We start from the raw sequence: 15000 nt of genomic DNA, 5'->3' as shown, positions 1-15000 counted from the left end.
GGTGCCAGCATGAACGAAGCGATTCTCGAACCCGAGCTGCCGATCATCGATCCGCACCACCACTTGTGGGACCTGCGGCCTGTGCTGCCCGCCTTCCCCGAGCCGCGGCACGACTTTCTCGAAACGCTGGCCGGCGCGGCGCACTACACGTTCGACCAGCTGCAGGCGGACACGCACTCGGGCCACAACGTGGTCGGCACCGTGTTCATGGAATGCGGCGCGTTCTACGATGCCAGCCGGGGCGAGGCGCTGAAGGTCGTCGGCGAGGTCGAGTTCGTCAACGGCGTCGCGGCGCAAGGCGCGAGCGGACTGTACGGCGGATACCGCCCGTGCGCGGCGATCGTCGGCCATGCCGATCTCACCCTCGGTGCGAAGGCCGGCGAGGTACTCGATGCGCTGCAAGCGGCCTCCCCGCGCTTCGTCGGCATTCGCCATGCCGCGGCGTGGGATGCCGATCCCGAAGTACTCGGCCCGCCGTTCCACGCGCCGCAGGGGCTTTACCTCGACAGCACCTTCCGCGAAGGGTTCGCCGAACTCGGCAAGCGCGGGCTGACCTTCGATGCCTGGCTGCTCGAGCCGCAACTGGGTGACGTGCTCGATCTCGCGCGCGCGTTCCCCGATCAGCCGATCGTGCTCGACCACTGCGGCACCCCGCTCGGCATCGCCAGCCATCGCGGCAAGCTCACCGAGAACTTCGGCCGCTGGCGCAACTCGATCCAGGCGATCGCCGAGTGCGAGAACGTCTCGGTCAAGTTGGGCGGCCTGGCGATGGCGTTCTGCCAGTTGCCCGACAACGGTCCGGCCGCCGGGCTCGGCTCGGAGGAGCTGGCGAAACTGTGGGAGCCCTACATCGACACCTGCATCGCGGCTTTCGGCCCGGCGCGTGCGATGTTCGAGAGCAACTACCCGGTCGACCGCTGGGGCGCGAGCTATCCGGTGCTGTGGAACGCATTCAAGCGCCTCGCCAGCGGCGCCTCGGACAGCGAGAAGCGCGACCTGTTCGCCGGCACCGCGGCGCGGGTTTACGGGCTCGAGCACCTGCTCGCGGCCTGACGCTCGACAGCCTCTCCGGCACGCGATAAGCCGGTTTCGAATCGCAACCGGAGTATCCGATGCCAACCACCCTGCCCGCCCCGTTCGATCGCCTGCGCCTGCCCGTCATCGGCTCACCGCTGTTCATCGTCTCCGGGCCGGAGCTGGTCATCGCGCAGTGCAAGGCGGGGATTGTCGGCTCATTCCCGGCACTTAACGCCCGGCCTTCAGGCGTGCTCGACGAATGGCTGCACCGGATCACCGAGGAGCTCGCGCAGCACAATCGCGACAACCCGGACCGGCCCGCCGCGCCGTATGCGGTCAATCAGATCGTCCACAAATCGAACAACCGGCTCGACGAGGACATGGAGGTTTGCGCCAAGTGGCAGGTGCCGATGGTGATCACCTCACTGGGCGCACGCGAAGATGTGTTCGCCGCGGTCGCCGGCTGGGGCGGGATCACGCTGCACGACGTGATCAACGACCGCTTTGCGAGGAAAGCGATCGAGAAGGGCGCAACCGGACTGATCCCGGTCGCCGCCGGTGCGGGCGGGCATGCCGGGACCCTGTCGCCGTTCGCGATGATGCAGGAGATCCGCACCTGGTTCGATGGGCCGGTGGCGCTTTCGGGCTCGATCGCGCACGGCCGCTCGGTGCTGGCGGCGCAGGCGATGGGGGCGGACTTCGCCTACATCGGCTCACCCTGGATCGCGACCGAGGAGGCCAACGCCGACCAGGGCTACAAGGACGCGATCGTCGCCGCGCGGGCGGACGGGATCGTCTATTCGAACCTCTTCACCGGGGTGCACGGCAACTACTTGCGCTCGTCTATCGAGGCGAACGGGATGGACCCGGACAACCTGCCGGTGAGCGACCCTTCCGCGATGAACTTCGGCTCGGGCGGAAACACCGAGGCGAAGGCGTGGAAAGACATCTGGGGCTCGGGCCAGGGTGTCGGCATGGTGGGCGCGGTCGAGAGCGTGGCGGCGCGGGTCGACCGGCTTGAGGCCGAATATCAGCAGGCCAAGGCGGAGCTTGCCGCGAAGACCGTCTGAGTATCGTCCCACAGGGACGCCGCCATCGCATCGAGCTCGGTAAAGTCGAACCCGGCGCCGAGCGGATCGTTGCGGTTGAGGCGGAGCGGCTTTCCCGGCGGGTCGAGCAGTCGCCGGCGCAGGGTGCGCTGGAGCAGCGCGAGCCGGAACAGGGCCTCCTCTCCCGCCTCCTCCGGCCGGCGCGGGTGGCGGCTCGCCCAGCGGTGCTCGATCTGCCCTACCCGCTCGATCACCATCGCGTTGTAGTCGCGGTGCGGCCCGCGGTGGAGCGGAAGGCCCAGCCGCCGGGCCGCCGCGCTCCCGGCAGGCAGCAGCAGGCCGTTGCGGCGGAAGTCGCCGAACCCCAGCCGCACTGGGTCGATGCCCCCGAACATACGCCGGAAACAGGCGCGCGATCGCAGTTGGCAGGGGAGCAGGTGGTGCCGTTGCAGCTCCGGATCGTGCCCCGGCGTACCGGCGCGATTGACCGCGCGGAATGGCAGCCGCGCCCGCTCAACCCTCGCGCCCGTCACCCCCGGCGGACGCGGACCGTGCGGGCATCTGGCGAAGGCTCGAGAGTCAGCCGCTCGCCCTCGGGCCCGATGATCGCTTCCGCTGCGGTCACCTGGCCCTGCCCGACCAACTGGTTGACCAGCCGCACCCCAAGGCGCGTGCCCGCCGCGCGGTCCTCCGCCAGTTCGGTCGCGAGCTGGAGCTCCTGCCCGGTGAAGAACGCCAGCCCCTCGCTCCGCAAGCCGCCACCCGCCACCGGCGAAAAGGCGGTCAGGCCGAGCGCGGGAAACGCCCCTCCGGCGAGCCACGCGGTCATGCTCGACACGAAGAAGTCGGGCCCGATCACCGTCCCGGCGGCGGGCCAGGCCACCGCGCGCAAGCCCGGCAGGTGCGCCACGATCATCGCAGCGCCCCCCATCATCGTGCGCACCACCGGCATCGTCCGCGCCCCCGGAGCCAGGTGGGGCCCGGGCTGGAGCGCGAGCGCTTCATGCGCCCCGTCCGCCATCTCGTGCGACACACCGAGGCGGTATTCGAGCGTCGGCAGCGCGATCCCGGGACCAGGAGCGGCGCCGACGAGGTCATAGGTCATCCCGTCGCGCAGCAGCTCAATGCCTTGTGGCAGCGCGGGGTCTTCTTCACCCAAGGTGTTGGTGACGGCGATCCGCTCGGTTCCGGTTACCGTCGCACGCAGCGTGGTGACATCGGGCCGATCCCCGCGCGGGAACAGCAGCAGCAAGGCCCCCTTCCCCGCGCGAACAGCTTTGTCGTTTCCGCCCGAAATCGAAATAGTCCCGCGATCGCCTCTGCTGTGATTTTGTGACGTGAAACAAGCGCCTAGTCGAGTCTTCCACGGGCAGTTCCATCCGTTTCCGACGCGATTCGGCGGTAATCCGGTTAGAAGATGCCTTCCGCCAGGCCCTGGGCCAGCGCCGCGCCCAGCTCGCGGCAGACTTGCAGCTCCGCATCGCCGACAGTCTTGGGCGCCAAGATCGCCTCCGGAGTCTGCGCCGCAAGGTTCACGATGACCGGCTCCGCCACGCGCCGCAAACGCCAGCCGGTCGCGATCCGATCGATCTGCCGCTGCGCTCCGGTGCCATCGGAGCCGGCGGCGATGGCAGTAGAATAAGGCCGCCCTTCGATCCGGCCGAGCACCGGATAGTAGCAGCGGTCGAACATCTCCTTCATCGCGCCGCTCATGCTCGCGAGGTTCTCGGGGCACACGAACAGGTAGCCTGCCGCGGCGAGCAAATGATCAGGTTGAACCTCTTGTGCGGTGAGCAGAAGCGCGCTTTCGCCCGCTCCGTCGAACGCCGCACGCGCCATCGCTTCCGCCGCGCCGGTGCGGCTGTGCCAAGCAATCAGGAGCTGCGCATTCACGCGAGCGAGAATCGCGCACCGCTGTCGATTGTCAACGCCGGCGGATTTGCCGCCGAGTCCGCGCTGCTCTAGAACCCGCGCCATGGCTTCCACCATCAGCACCGTCTTCGGCGTCGACCGCTCGCTGTCTGGCAAGGCCTGGCACTGGCGCGGCGGCAACATGGACGTCAGCGCCTCGTGGGGCGAAAGCACCGGCGCGCTCGACGACGTGGTGACCCAGCTTCTGCTCTCGCGCGGCGTGGCGCGGGACGATCTCGATCGTCATCGCGTCCCCACGATGCGCGCCTTCCTTCCCGATCCCTCGCATTTCCGCGACATGGACGCCGCTGCCGAGCGCCTCGCGCAGGCGGTCATGACCGGCGAGACGGTGACGATCTACGGCGATTACGACGTCGACGGCGCGACCAGTGCGGCGCTGATGATCCGCCTCCTGCGCATGCTCGGCCACGACGCCCGCTACTACATCCCCGATCGTCTGCTCGAGGGCTACGGCCCCAGCGGCGAGGCGTTGGTGCGGCTGGCGGAGGAAGGCTCCAGCCTGATCGTCACGGTCGATTGCGGGGCCATGGCGCACGACGCCTTGGCGCAGGCGCATGCCGCCGGGGTCGATGTGATTGTGGTCGACCATCACAAATGCGCGCACGAGTTGCCGCTCGCCGCTGCGCTGGTGAACCCCAACCGGCTCGATGAAAGCGAGATCGGCGCCGAGCATGGGCACCTGGCGGCGGTCGGCGTCGCGTTCGTCCTAGCGGTTGCGCTGGTCCGCACCTTGCGCGCCCATGGCTATTTCACAGACCGCGCCGAGCCCGACCTGATGAGCCTGCTCGATCTGGTCGCACTCGGCACCGTCGCCGACGTCGCGCAAATCCGCGGGCTCAACCGCGCGTTCGTCGCGCAGGGGCTCAAGGTCATGGCGCGCCGCGCCAACGTCGGGATGGCGGCGCTGATCGACGCAAGCCGCCTAAAGCGCGCGCCCGCGTGCAGCGATCTCGGCTTTGCACTTGGGCCCCGCATCAATGCTGGTGGACGCGTCGGCGAATCGACGCTCGGCGTGCGGTTGCTGACGACTGAGGACCCCGACGAAGCCGCCGCAATCGCCCAGCAGCTTTCGGCTCTCAACGAGGAACGCCGGGCAATCGAAGCCGAAGTGCAGGCTGCCGCCGAGGCGATGCTCGAGGGCCAGCACAACCGCGCGGTCCACGTCTTGGCGGGGCGCGGCTGGCACCCCGGTGTAATCGGGATCGTCGCGGGGCGGATCAAGGAGAAGACCGGCAAGCCCGCGGTGGTCATCGCGCTCGATGGCGAGACCGGCAAGGGCTCCGGGCGTTCGATCGCCGGTATCGACCTCGGCGCTGCGATCATCGCCGCGCGCGAGAGCGGGCTCCTCGTCGCGGGCGGCGGGCACGCCATGGCCGCCGGTCTCACGATCGATGCCGCGCAGCTCGGTGCGCTCGCCGATTGGCTGGACGAGCGGCTCGGTGCGCAAGTCGCGCGGGCGATGGAAGGCGGCGCGATGCCGATGGACCTCGCGCTCGCCCCTGGCGGCCTGACGCCGGAGCTAGTGGAAGCACTCGATGGCGCCGGTCCCTACGGCATGGGCTGGCCCGGTCCGCGGCTCGCAGTCGGCCCTGTGCGGTTGGTCCGCGCGGAGGTGGTCGGCACCGATCACGTGCGGCTTGTGGCGAGCGGGATGGACGGCAAGAGCTTCAAGGCGATCGCCTTCCGCGCCGCCGAAAGCGCGCTGGGCCAGGCCCTGCTCCACGGATCGCGCGGACGCAGTCTGTGGCTAGCGGGACGCGCGAAGATCGACGATTGGGGCGACCGCCCGCAGGCCGAGCTTCATCTCGAAGATGCCGCCTGGGCCGATTAGGAGGGCTTCACGCATGTTCAGCCACGTTACCCTGGGCACCAACGACTGGCAGCGCGCACGGCCGTTCTGGATCGCGGTGATGGACGTGCTTGGCCACCCGGTGATGTTCGAGCGCGACGGCGAGATCGCATTCGGTCTGCCGACAGGCCCCAAGACCTTCATCGGCCCCCCGTTCGACGGCCATGAAGCGCGAGCCGGCAACGGCGTGCATATCGCCTACCTCCTTCCCGATCGCGCAACCGTCGATGCCTTCCACGCCGCCGCACTCGCGCATGGCGGCAGCGACGAAGGAGCACCCGGACTGCGCGCGCACTACCATCCGAACTACTACGGCGCCTACGTACGCGACCCCGACGGTAACAAGCTGCAGGCGGTCTGTCACTCGGCGAACGGATAGCGGGCGGGACGGGGTTGACCGGGCAATTTTGCCCCCCTAAGGCGCCCGCCACGCTTTCGGGCGTGGCCCCTTCGTCTAGCGGTTAGGACGCGGCCCTTTCACGGCTGAAACACGGGTTCGATTCCCGTAGGGGTCACCAACTTCTGCGCGCCATCTGGCAAGGATGGCCCCTTCGTCTAGCGGTCAGGACGCGGCCCTCTCACGGCTGAAACACGGGTTCGATTCCCGTAGGGGTCACCAACTTCGCGCCGGCCCATGGCCGAGCTGCGAACTCTCAGAACAATCGGGTGATCAGGTAGAACGCGGCACCGACCACGGCGCTGGCGGGGATGGTGATGAACCACGCGGTGACGACCCGCGCGGCCACCGTCCAGCGGACCGCGCTGGTGCGGCGGGCGGCGCCGGTGCCAACGACGCTCCCAGTGATCGCGTGCGTGGTCGAAACCGGGATGCCGAGCGCACTGGCGCCAAACACCACGATCGAGCCTGCGGTCGAGGCACAAAACCCCGAGTGATGATTGAGCTTGGTGAGACCGGTGCCCATCGTGCGAATGATGCGCCAGCCACCCGACAACGTGCCGAGGGAAATCGCCGCATAGCAGCTCAGCACGACCCACTCGGGCACATGGAACTCGCCGCGTAGATGCCCGGTCGAATAGAGCAGCACCGCGATGATCCCCATCGTCTTCTGCGCGTCGTTGCCGCCGTGGCTGATCGAATAGGCCGCCGAGGAGAACAGATGCAGCACCTTGAAGGTGTTGTTCGCCTTGCGCGGGGTTGAGGCCTGGAAGATCACGCTGGTCAGCAGCATCAGCGCCATCGCGATAACGAAGCCGAGCATCGGCGACAGGAAGATCGCGAACAGCGTCTTGAGCGTGCCCGAACTCTCCACCGCTCCTAGCCCGCTGGCGGCGATGCCGGCGCCTAGCAGGCCGCCGATCAGCGCGTGGCTGGACGATGACGGGATGCCCTTGATCCAGGTGACAATGTTCCAGAACATCGCCCCGACCAATGCCCCAAAGACCACCGCGGGGGTCACAACATCCTTGTTGATGATCCCCTTGCCGACCGTCTCTGCCACATGCAGCCCGACGATCCAGTAAGCGAGGAAGTTGCCGACCGCGGCGAACAGCACCGCCATCACCGGCGATAGGAGCTGCGTCGACACCACGGTGGCGATCGAGTTGGCCGCATCGTGCAGCCCGTTGAGGAAATCGAACATCAACGCCAGCGCGATCAGCGCGACGAGCAGCGGGAGCGCGAGGTCGTGCATGTCCTGTCGCCCCTCAGGCGTAATCGATCACGATGCCGTCGATCTGGTTGGCGACATCCTCGAACGCGTCGGCGACCTTTTCGAGGTGCTTGAAGATTTCGCGGTTGACGATGAACTGCACCGTATTGCCGTTGGCATTCGCGGCGGCGAAGTTGGCCTTGAGCCCGCGTTCGTGGACGATATCCACCTCTCCTTCGGCGCGGACGATCTCGCCCGTGAGGTCGTGCAGTTTCGAGCCGTTGCGCGGCACATCGCGCAGTAGCGGCAGCGCCTCGTCGATCTTGTGCAGGGCGCGGCAGATATGCGCAGCCATTTCCTGCATATCGGGGGCGAAGTCTTTGAAATCGTAGGTTTCGATAGCCGAGGCGCATGACTGGATTTCATCCGTCACGTCATCCATCGCGGCGATCAGACCGATGATCGCACCCCGGTCGAAGGGCGTCAGGAAGGTCTGCCTGACCTGCGTAAGCACCTCACGAGTGACGTCGTCGGCGTCATGTTCATGGTCGCGAATGGCGGCGACCAGCGCGGCATGCTCACCCTCGCCGCGTACCAGCTTCGACAGCGCTTCGGCGGCGGCCACGGTCGAGGCGGAATGCCGTTCGAACAAAATGAAGAAATCCGCGGATTTCGGCACCAGGCGGCGGAACCAGTCGAACACCAGCATTACTCCGTATGATCGGCGGTGCGTATCGGCGAGGGCCACTGCCCCATCCGCGTCCGCCGCGCAAGCTGGCGCTGTGGGCAAGCCGTTATCGGCAGACGCTGCCAAACCCGCGCGCTTGCTGATCGAGGTGCAGGTGGTCGCGGTGGGCGGTATTGTAGTCGGGGCTCAGCACGGTGCCGAACACTTTGCAGCCGTTGTCGCGCACACGGTGCAGGAACGCGGCTTCCGGCCCGGCGCCTTTCCAATCCTGAAGGACCGATATGCGGCGGCCATCCGCGAGCACGAACGCGGCGATGTCGATCGCATTTCCTGTCGAATGTTCGCTCCAGCGACCTCCGGCGCGGCCGTAGAGGCGGCGGCACGAGAAGGCGCCGAAGTGCTCGATCCGCACCACCTTGGTTCCGAGCAACTCCGTCGCCGCCGGGCGCACGCCGTCGCGCAGCCAGAGCTCCAGCCCGGCAGCGAGCGCGCAGGTGGTCAGCGGTGCCTTGGGGCTGAGCGGATATTCAGGCAGGATCGTCCGGTCCGGCCGCAGGCACGTGCCCTCGCCCGCCGGCTCAAGCGTCGTGAACTGCACTCCGCTGCGCGCGAGAACGGCTCGGCATCCTGCTGGATCGTCGCGAAGCGCTGCAAGCTTCCGTTCGGTGGCCCAGCCCGGGGGATCGCGCAGGTCGAGCGGCGCCCACGGGTTGTGCTCTGGATGAGCGTCGAGCCAGCCTTTGGCGGTCAGGCCGAGCGCGAGCAGGATCAGCGCGAACATTGCGAGGTGATCGAAGAGAGACGCTCGCATCTTCACATAACGATCCGGTCGCGCGATCGGCTCACCGCGATGCGATATCGATCAGGATTCCGGCCGCGATGGCGATGAAGAGAATGCCCACTGCGAGGTCGAACCGCTTGCGTGTCGTCGGACGCGCCATGGCGGCAGCCAACCGCGAGCCCGCGGCAATGTAAACCGCGCCGACCACGACATCGATCACCATCGCCACCACCGCGAGGACAACGAGTTGTGGTCCGACTGGCTGCCGGGGGTCCACGAACGGCGGGAGCAGGGCGACGATATAGATCAGCGACTTGGGGTTGGAGAGCGCCACCAGCACGCCGTCGCGAAAGGCGTTGCCCGACCGCCCAGCCGACGACGCATCGAGCTTGGCATGCTGCCCCGCGTCGCGAATCGACAGCATGCCCAGCCATGCAAGATAGAGCGCGCCGATCACGGTCAGCACGCGGAAGCCGAGCGGAAACGCGAGCGCGAGCGTCCCGAGGCCAAGGCCCGCGAGCAGCCACCAGCCTATGTAGCCGACCTGCATCCCCGCCAGCGCCGCGGCGCCGCTCTTTACGCCGTGTCGGATCGTGCGGCCGACGACGAACAGCATCGACACCCCAGGGACGATGCTCGTGGCGGCGGTCATCAGCGCGAAGGCGGCGAGGCGTTCGGGATCGAGCATCCGGGACGCGCTAGCCGCGCCGGGGGATTCGCGAAACGGTCAGCGCGGGCGCAGCGGCGCGGGCTCGTCCCACCCCTTGGCGCGGCGCCATTTGAAGTCGAGCGGCACAGTGCAACGCTCGCCTGTGACGGTTACGGTGACGAGATCGCCCTCCCCGCGATTGTACCGGAACGGGATGTAATACTCCTGCCAGCGCCCCGCGCCATCGGCCTGCACGGCGCGTCCGATCGGGCGCATGTCGCCGTTGGTGATCGTGAGGAACGCCGGCTCACTGTGAGCGAGGCCGCTGACCGAGATCACGTAGAACTGGCCATTCGTGCCAACCTCGCCCGCGCACTCGCCGTTGTCGAATGAATCGACCCGGTACCACCCGCGCTTGAGGACAATCGGATCGTACGCAGCCGCCGCGCTGGCGGCGAAGACGAGCATGGCGGCAGTGAGCAGAGTGCGCATCGGGGAAGTCTACTCCTGCATGGTCGGTGGGGCACGCGGCAATCGGCGGGGCGCACCGGATCGGGACATCAATGGAAGTCCCGGCTGGGCGGCAGCGGCAACAACCTGGGCACAATTCGCACATCGCGCGGATGGCCGCCCGAGACCGGACCGTGGAAGCCGCAGTCGCGATTGCCCGGCCCCGGCGGTTGCCATGGCTGAGGCTCGCCGGCGGGCTTGGTCTCTTCGTCATTGTCCTTGAGCAGCACCCCGTGCGGCCCCCAGCGGCTGGGCAGCGGATTGTTGCAGTGGTCCGCACGAGCGATGGTGATCGGCATCAGGTCGTCCGACAGGCGGTGAAGCTCGCTGGTCGCGTCGGCCAGGTGATGGACGATCACGTGGATAACCTCTTCGTCGTATTCGACCCGCCCGCGCACCTCCATCAGCCGCGCGCCCATGATGACCTTGCGGTACTTCTCCATCGTGTCGGGCCAGATGACGAGGTTGATCACCCCGCTCTCGTCCTCGAGCGTGATGAAGCACACACCCTTGGCGCTGCCCGGCCGCTGGCGGATCAGCACGACCCCCGCGACCTGCACCTGCGAGCGGAACTTGCGCTGCCGCAGCTCGTCCGCCCGGACAAATCCGCGCGCGGCGAGCGAGGGTCGCAGGAAGCTCAACGGATGCGCCTTCAGGCTGAGACGGTGGGTCTGATAATCGGCGACCACTTCCTCGGCGAGCGCCATCGCCGGCAACCGAGTAGTCTCCCGCTCCGCCCCCTCTTCCCGCTCGCGCGCGGCGGTGAACAGCGGCAGGTCTTCGCCACCCACCAGCGTGCGCGCCTGCCACAGCGCTTGCCGGCGCTTCAGCGACAGCGACGAGAAGCAATCTGCGGCGGCGAGAAGCTCGATATGCGAAGGCTGCAGCTTCGCCCGATCGCGCAAGCTGAGCACATCGGCAAACGGTCCCTCTTTCCGGCGGACTTGCACGAGATGCTCCGCGACGGCCTTGGGAAACCCATCGACTTGCCGCAAGCCGAGGCGCAGCGCCCAGCCTGTGTCCGAACGCCATTCGTCGTCACCGCGCCGAGTGGGGTGATCGTGTTCCACCTGCTCAAGCGTGCAGTCCCAATCCGAGTGATTGACGTCGATCGGCAGCACCACGACGCCATGCTCCTCCGCATCGCGCACGATCTGCGCCGGGGCATAGAATCCCATCGGTTGCGAGTTGAGTAGCCCTGCGGCGAAGGCGACTGGGTAATGGCATTTGAGCCAGCTTGAAACGTAAACGAGGTGCGCGAAGCTGGCCGCGTGGCTCTCGGGAAAGCCATATTCGCCGAAGCCCTTGATCTGGTTGAAACAGCGATGCGCGAACTCGGCATCGTAGCCGCGCGCGATCATGTTGCCGACCATCATGTCCTGATGCTCGTGCACCATCCCGCGGCTGCGGAAGGTCGCCATCGCCTTGCGCAACCGATCGGCCTCGGCGGGCGAGAACTTGGCCGCGTCGAGCGCGATCTTCATCGCCTGTTCCTGGAAGATCGGCACCCCGAAGGTGCGCCTGAGGATCGATGATAGCTCGTCCGGTGGGCCGTGTTCTGGCGCGGGGGACGGCAGGTTGAAATCACGCCGCCCCGCCCGGTACTCGCGCCGCGCCTTGAGGTACGGGTGGACCATGTCACCCTGAATCGGTCCCGGGCGGACGATCGCCACCTGCACCACCAGGTCGTAGAATTCCCGCGGCTGCAGGCGCGGCAGCATGTTCATCTGCGCCCGGCTTTCGACCTGGAACACGCCAAGCGAATCGCCCTGGCATAGCATGTCGTAGACCGCCGGCTCCTCCTTGGGGATCGTCGCCAGCTCGTAACCCTGCCCATGGCTGTCGCGCAGCATCTTCAGCGTCTTGCTGATGCAGGTCAGCATGCCCAGCGCCAGCACGTCGATCTTGAAGATGCCGAGATCGTCGATGTCGTCCTTGTCCCACTCGATGAAGGTGCGATCGGGCATCGCACCGTTGCCGATCGGGACCGTCTCGGTGAGCAGCTTGTCGGTGAGGATGAAGCCGCCGACGTGCTGGCTCAGGTGACGCGGCATATCGATCATCTGCTCGGTCAGCTTGAGCACGCGGGTGAGCTGGGGATCGGACAGGTCCAGCCCGGTCTCGCGCCGCACATGCTCTTCGTCGATCGCGCGGCCGTGTCCTCCCCACACCGTGCGGGCGAGCGCTGAGGTGACGTCTTCCGACAGGCCCATCGCCTTGCCGACCTCGCGGATCGCCATGCGCGGGCGGTAGTGGATCACGGTGGCGCACAGGCCGGCATGCTGACGGCCGTAGGTCTGGTAGATCCACTGGATCACCTCCTCACGCCGCTCGTGCTCGAAATCGACGTCGATGTCGGGCGGCTCGCGGCGCTCCTTGGTGATGAAACGTTCGAACAGGACCTGGTGCTTGGCGGGATCGACCGCGGTGATGCCAAGGCAATAGCAGACCGCCGAATTGGCCGCCGAACCGCGCCCCTGGCACAGGATGCCCTCCCCGCGCGCGAAGTCGACGATCTCCTTGATGGTGAGGAAATAGGGCGCGAGCTGCAGTTGCCCGATCAGCCGCAGTTCGCGCTTGAGCGTTTTCTTGACGCTCGGCGGCAGGCGGACGGGATAGCGCTGCTTTGCTTCCTGCCAGGTGAGGCGGCGCAGGTAGGCCTGCGGCGTCAGGCCGTCGGGATACTTCTTTTCCGGATACTCGTACTTCAGCTGGTCGAGGCTGAACCGGCACTTGTTGGCGACTTCGCGCGCTGCCTCGATCGCGTGCGGCCAGCGTGCGAACAGCGCGATCATCTCGCGCGGTGACTTCAGATGCCGCTCGGCGTTGGGATTGAGCAGCAGGCCAGCGTCGGCGACGGTAGTCTTGTGCCGGATCGCGGTCATCACATCCTGCAACGGGCGCCGTTCCGGGAGATGATAGAGAACATCGTTAGTGGCCAGCAGCTTCAGGCCGTTGGCCTTGGCCAAGGCGTCCAACCGGTCGATCAGGGCGATGTCGTCCTCGCTGTAGAGATAGCTCGCCGCGAGGTGGCGCAGCGTGGGCAACCGGTCTGCGAGGTAGGGGAGCAGGTCGGGGAATGGGCGGGTCACCGCCATCTCGGCCGTGTGCGCCTGATCCTGCACGGCGCCCGGAAAGGGGATCACGTTGCTCGGCACCGCAATGGTCAGTTGCTGATCGAGGTCGCGCGGCGGAACGAGGATCAGTTGCACCCCCTCCGCATGCGCAGCGAGCATCGCCAGCGTGATGTCGCACGCACCCTTTTCCTGCCATTTGCCTTCGGGCGTGTTCATCCGGCCGGCCGAGATGAGTTGGCACAGTCGGCCATAAGCGGCGCGATCGACCGGGTAGGCGAGGAAAGCGAGCCCCTCGACCGTCTCGATCCGGCACCCGATCAAGGGACGCAGGCGGAGCTTCTTGGCTTCGGTGTGGATGCGCACCACTCCCGCCATTGAATTCACGTCGGCGACCGCGATGGTGTCGTAGCCGAGCGTGCGGGCAGTAATGACGAGATCGACCGCGTCCGACGCTCCGCGCAGGAACGAAAAGCAGCTGACCAATCCCAATTCGACGAACGGGGACCACGCCGGCGGCGGGATCAGGTCGGGATCGAGATCAATCCTTCGCCGAGGGACTTGAAGATCGTTTTCGGGCACATCACGGGCCTAGGCTTGGGCCAGTTCCTCGAGCCGCTCCTTCACCGCGGCGAGGTCGGCGTCGAACAGGCGGGCTTGTTCCTCGCGGGCGGGGCCGTCGAGACGGAGGAGGTAGGATGGGTGCGCGGTCACCCACAGCTCGCTGCCGTCTTCCAGCATGTGGGCCTGCCCACGCGCCTTGGAGATGCTGACCGTCTTGCCGAGCATCCCACGCGCCGCGCTGGCGCCCATCGCCAGGATCAGCTTGGGCTGGACCAGTTCGCGCTCGCCTTCCACCCAGAAACGGCAGATGTCGATTTCCTTCGAGGTTGGCGACTGGTGCAGCCGCCGCTTGCCCCGCTGGACGAACTTGAAGTGCTTGACGGCGTTGGTGACGTACGCGCTGCGCCGATCGATCCCCACGCGTTCGAGGTGCCGGTCGAGCAATTGTCCGGCGGGTCCCACGAACGGGCGACCGGCAATGTCTTCCTGGTCTCCGGGCTGCTCGCCGACAATCATCAGCGCGGCATCCTGTGGGCCCTCGCCCATCACCGCCTGGTTGTCGAGCAAGCCGATTGGGCACATCCGGCAGGCGTGGATCGCCTTGTCGATGCCGCTCAATGACTTGGGGCGCTCGCCCATATCCAGCGTGCCGGCGGCGACCATCTGCGACTCCCGCGCCTGCGCCCCAGCGACCAGCTCGGGAATGAGCGCCGCCTCGGGCATGTTCTTCCAATACTTGCGGGGCATCTCCTTGAGCATGGCCCCGATCTTCAAACGCGCGGGATTGAAGATCGATGCATAGTATTTGCGCCACAAGTCCTCGGTCGGATCGCCCGACGGCGCATCGGAGCGCTGGGCGGGCGGACCTTCCTCCAGCGTGGTGCGATCCCAGTGAAGCGAGCCCTTGGGGGTCAGGATCGACCACTTCATGTTGGCGAAGCGGCGCACGAAAAACCCAGCGTTGGCGCGCAGGATGTGATGCTCGGGCTCGAACCACGCGACGTAGTGTTCCTCGCCATCCGCCTCGCCCTCGACGAGCCGGAAGCGAACGAACGCGCGCATCTTGTGGATGTCGCGGCGCACGGCCTTGGCCAAGTCCTCCAGCCGGCGCACGTCGGGATCGGCGCCATCCTCCAGCAGCCGCGGGTTCGCCTGCAGCCGCCACAACAGGCAGTAGAGCAGCGAGAACCGCTCCGGATCGGAGTGGCAGATCGCGCTTTTGGCGAGTTGCACAAACGCGCGGCTCGCGCGCACCGGCGCGGCATCGGCGGGCGGCG

The 15000-nt window shown here is 67.2% G+C and carries 14 protein-coding genes and 2 tRNA genes; 6 read left to right on the top strand and 10 right to left on the bottom strand.

Annotated elements, in window-relative coordinates:
• Positions 1–9 precede the first annotated feature (9 nt).
• On the top strand, positions 10–1053 hold the full coding sequence (locus ELY12_RS00755; protein WP_126174795.1) for an amidohydrolase family protein: 1044 nt from the start codon (positions 10–12) through the stop codon (positions 1051–1053).
• A gap of 59 nt (positions 1054–1112) precedes the next feature.
• The gene (locus tag ELY12_RS00750; protein WP_126174794.1) at positions 1113–2087 is read left to right on the top strand and encodes an NAD(P)H-dependent flavin oxidoreductase; all 975 of its coding nucleotides are present in this window, start codon (positions 1113–1115) and stop codon (positions 2085–2087) included.
• Here ELY12_RS00750 and ELY12_RS00745 read toward each other — a convergent pair.
• From ELY12_RS00745 to ELY12_RS00735, 3 genes are all read right to left on the bottom strand, one after another.
• Positions 2048–2599: an AHH domain-containing protein gene (locus tag ELY12_RS00745; protein WP_277600232.1), complete on the bottom strand. Its 552-nt coding sequence runs from the start codon at positions 2597–2599 to the stop codon at positions 2048–2050. The genes ELY12_RS00750 and ELY12_RS00745 overlap by 40 nt on opposite strands.
• Positions 2596–3318: a hypothetical protein gene (locus ELY12_RS00740; protein ID WP_126174793.1), complete on the bottom strand. Its 723-nt coding sequence runs from the start codon at positions 3316–3318 to the stop codon at positions 2596–2598. The genes ELY12_RS00745 and ELY12_RS00740 overlap by 4 nt, the downstream gene beginning before the upstream one ends.
• Positions 3319–3476: 158 nt before the next feature.
• Complete coding sequence (locus tag ELY12_RS00735) at positions 3477–3905, bottom strand: flavodoxin family protein (RefSeq protein ID WP_126175234.1); 429 nt, start codon at positions 3903–3905, stop codon at positions 3477–3479.
• Positions 3906–4041: 136 nt separating this feature from the next.
• Between ELY12_RS00735 and recJ the strand changes: the two genes are divergently transcribed.
• The 4 genes from recJ (at position 4042) to ELY12_RS00715 (ending at position 6466) form a co-directional block, all read left to right on the top strand.
• Positions 4042–5829: a single-stranded-DNA-specific exonuclease RecJ gene (gene recJ / locus ELY12_RS00730; protein WP_126174792.1), complete on the top strand. Its 1788-nt coding sequence runs from the start codon at positions 4042–4044 to the stop codon at positions 5827–5829.
• 13 nt (positions 5830–5842) lie between these two features.
• Entirely contained in the window at positions 5843–6226 is a 384-nt protein-coding gene (locus ELY12_RS00725; protein WP_126174791.1) for a VOC family protein, read from the top strand.
• Between the two features lie 64 nt (positions 6227–6290).
• Positions 6291–6365: transfer RNA gene (locus ELY12_RS00720), tRNA-Glu, on the top strand.
• A gap of 26 nt (positions 6366–6391) precedes the next feature.
• Positions 6392–6466 (top strand) — tRNA-Glu (locus ELY12_RS00715).
• Between the two features lie 34 nt (positions 6467–6500).
• Here the strand turns inward: ELY12_RS00715 and ELY12_RS00710 are convergent.
• The 7 genes from ELY12_RS00710 to ELY12_RS00680 form a co-directional block, all read right to left on the bottom strand.
• Positions 6501–7499, bottom strand: coding sequence for an inorganic phosphate transporter (locus ELY12_RS00710; RefSeq protein ID WP_126174790.1), 999 nt, complete (start codon positions 7497–7499; stop codon positions 6501–6503).
• A gap of 13 nt (positions 7500–7512) precedes the next feature.
• Entirely contained in the window at positions 7513–8205 is a 693-nt protein-coding gene (locus tag ELY12_RS00705; RefSeq protein WP_241229665.1) for a DUF47 domain-containing protein, read from the bottom strand.
• A 46-nt stretch (positions 8206–8251) separates the two neighbouring features.
• Positions 8252–8926: an extensin-like domain-containing protein gene (locus ELY12_RS00700; RefSeq protein ID WP_241229664.1), complete on the bottom strand. Its 675-nt coding sequence runs from the start codon at positions 8924–8926 to the stop codon at positions 8252–8254.
• Between the two features lie 61 nt (positions 8927–8987).
• Positions 8988–9614, bottom strand: a complete 627-nt coding sequence (locus tag ELY12_RS00695) for a LysE family translocator (protein ID WP_126174788.1) — start codon at positions 9612–9614, stop codon at positions 8988–8990.
• Positions 9615–9653: 39 nt separating this feature from the next.
• Positions 9654–10067 (bottom strand): hypothetical protein, encoded by a 414-nt coding sequence (locus tag ELY12_RS00690; RefSeq protein WP_126174787.1) that lies wholly within the window; start codon positions 10065–10067, stop codon positions 9654–9656.
• Between the two features lie 68 nt (positions 10068–10135).
• Complete coding sequence (locus ELY12_RS00685) at positions 10136–13741, bottom strand: error-prone DNA polymerase (RefSeq protein ID WP_126174786.1); 3606 nt, start codon at positions 13739–13741, stop codon at positions 10136–10138.
• Positions 13742–13750: 9 nt separating this feature from the next.
• On the bottom strand, positions 13751–15000 hold a 1250-nt coding region (locus tag ELY12_RS00680; RefSeq protein ID WP_126174785.1), incomplete at its 5' end, for a UdgX family uracil-DNA binding protein.

Origin of the sequence: Tsuneonella rigui, assembly GCF_003958625.1 — a bacterium.
In the GTDB taxonomy this organism is placed as follows: Bacteria; Pseudomonadota; Alphaproteobacteria; order Sphingomonadales; family Sphingomonadaceae; genus Tsuneonella; species Tsuneonella rigui.
Note: the sequence above shows the minus strand (reverse complement) of the source record. Positions and strands in the feature narration are given on the sequence as shown.

Bases quoted from the DNA above. Each gene is read 5' to 3' on its own strand.
- ELY12_RS00755 (WP_126174795.1), top strand. From the start codon at position 10: ATGAACGAAGCGATTCTCGAACCCGAGCTGCCGATCATCGATCCGCAC.
- ELY12_RS00750 (WP_126174794.1), top strand. From the start codon at position 1,113: ATGCCAACCACCCTGCCCGCCCCGTTCGATCGCCTGCGCCTGCCCGTC.
- ELY12_RS00735 (WP_126175234.1), bottom strand. From the start codon at position 3,905: ATGGCGCGTGCGGCGTTCGACGGAGCGGGCGAAAGCGCGCTTCTGCTC.
- recJ (WP_126174792.1), top strand. From the start codon at position 4,042: ATGGCTTCCACCATCAGCACCGTCTTCGGCGTCGACCGCTCGCTGTCT.
- ELY12_RS00725 (WP_126174791.1), top strand. From the start codon at position 5,843: ATGTTCAGCCACGTTACCCTGGGCACCAACGACTGGCAGCGCGCACGG.
- ELY12_RS00710 (WP_126174790.1), bottom strand. From the start codon at position 7,499: ATGCACGACCTCGCGCTCCCGCTGCTCGTCGCGCTGATCGCGCTGGCG.
- ELY12_RS00700 (WP_241229664.1), bottom strand. From the start codon at position 8,926: ATGTTCGCGCTGATCCTGCTCGCGCTCGGCCTGACCGCCAAAGGCTGG.
- ELY12_RS00695 (WP_126174788.1), bottom strand. From the start codon at position 9,614: ATGCTCGATCCCGAACGCCTCGCCGCCTTCGCGCTGATGACCGCCGCC.
- ELY12_RS00690 (WP_126174787.1), bottom strand. From the start codon at position 10,067: ATGCGCACTCTGCTCACTGCCGCCATGCTCGTCTTCGCCGCCAGCGCG.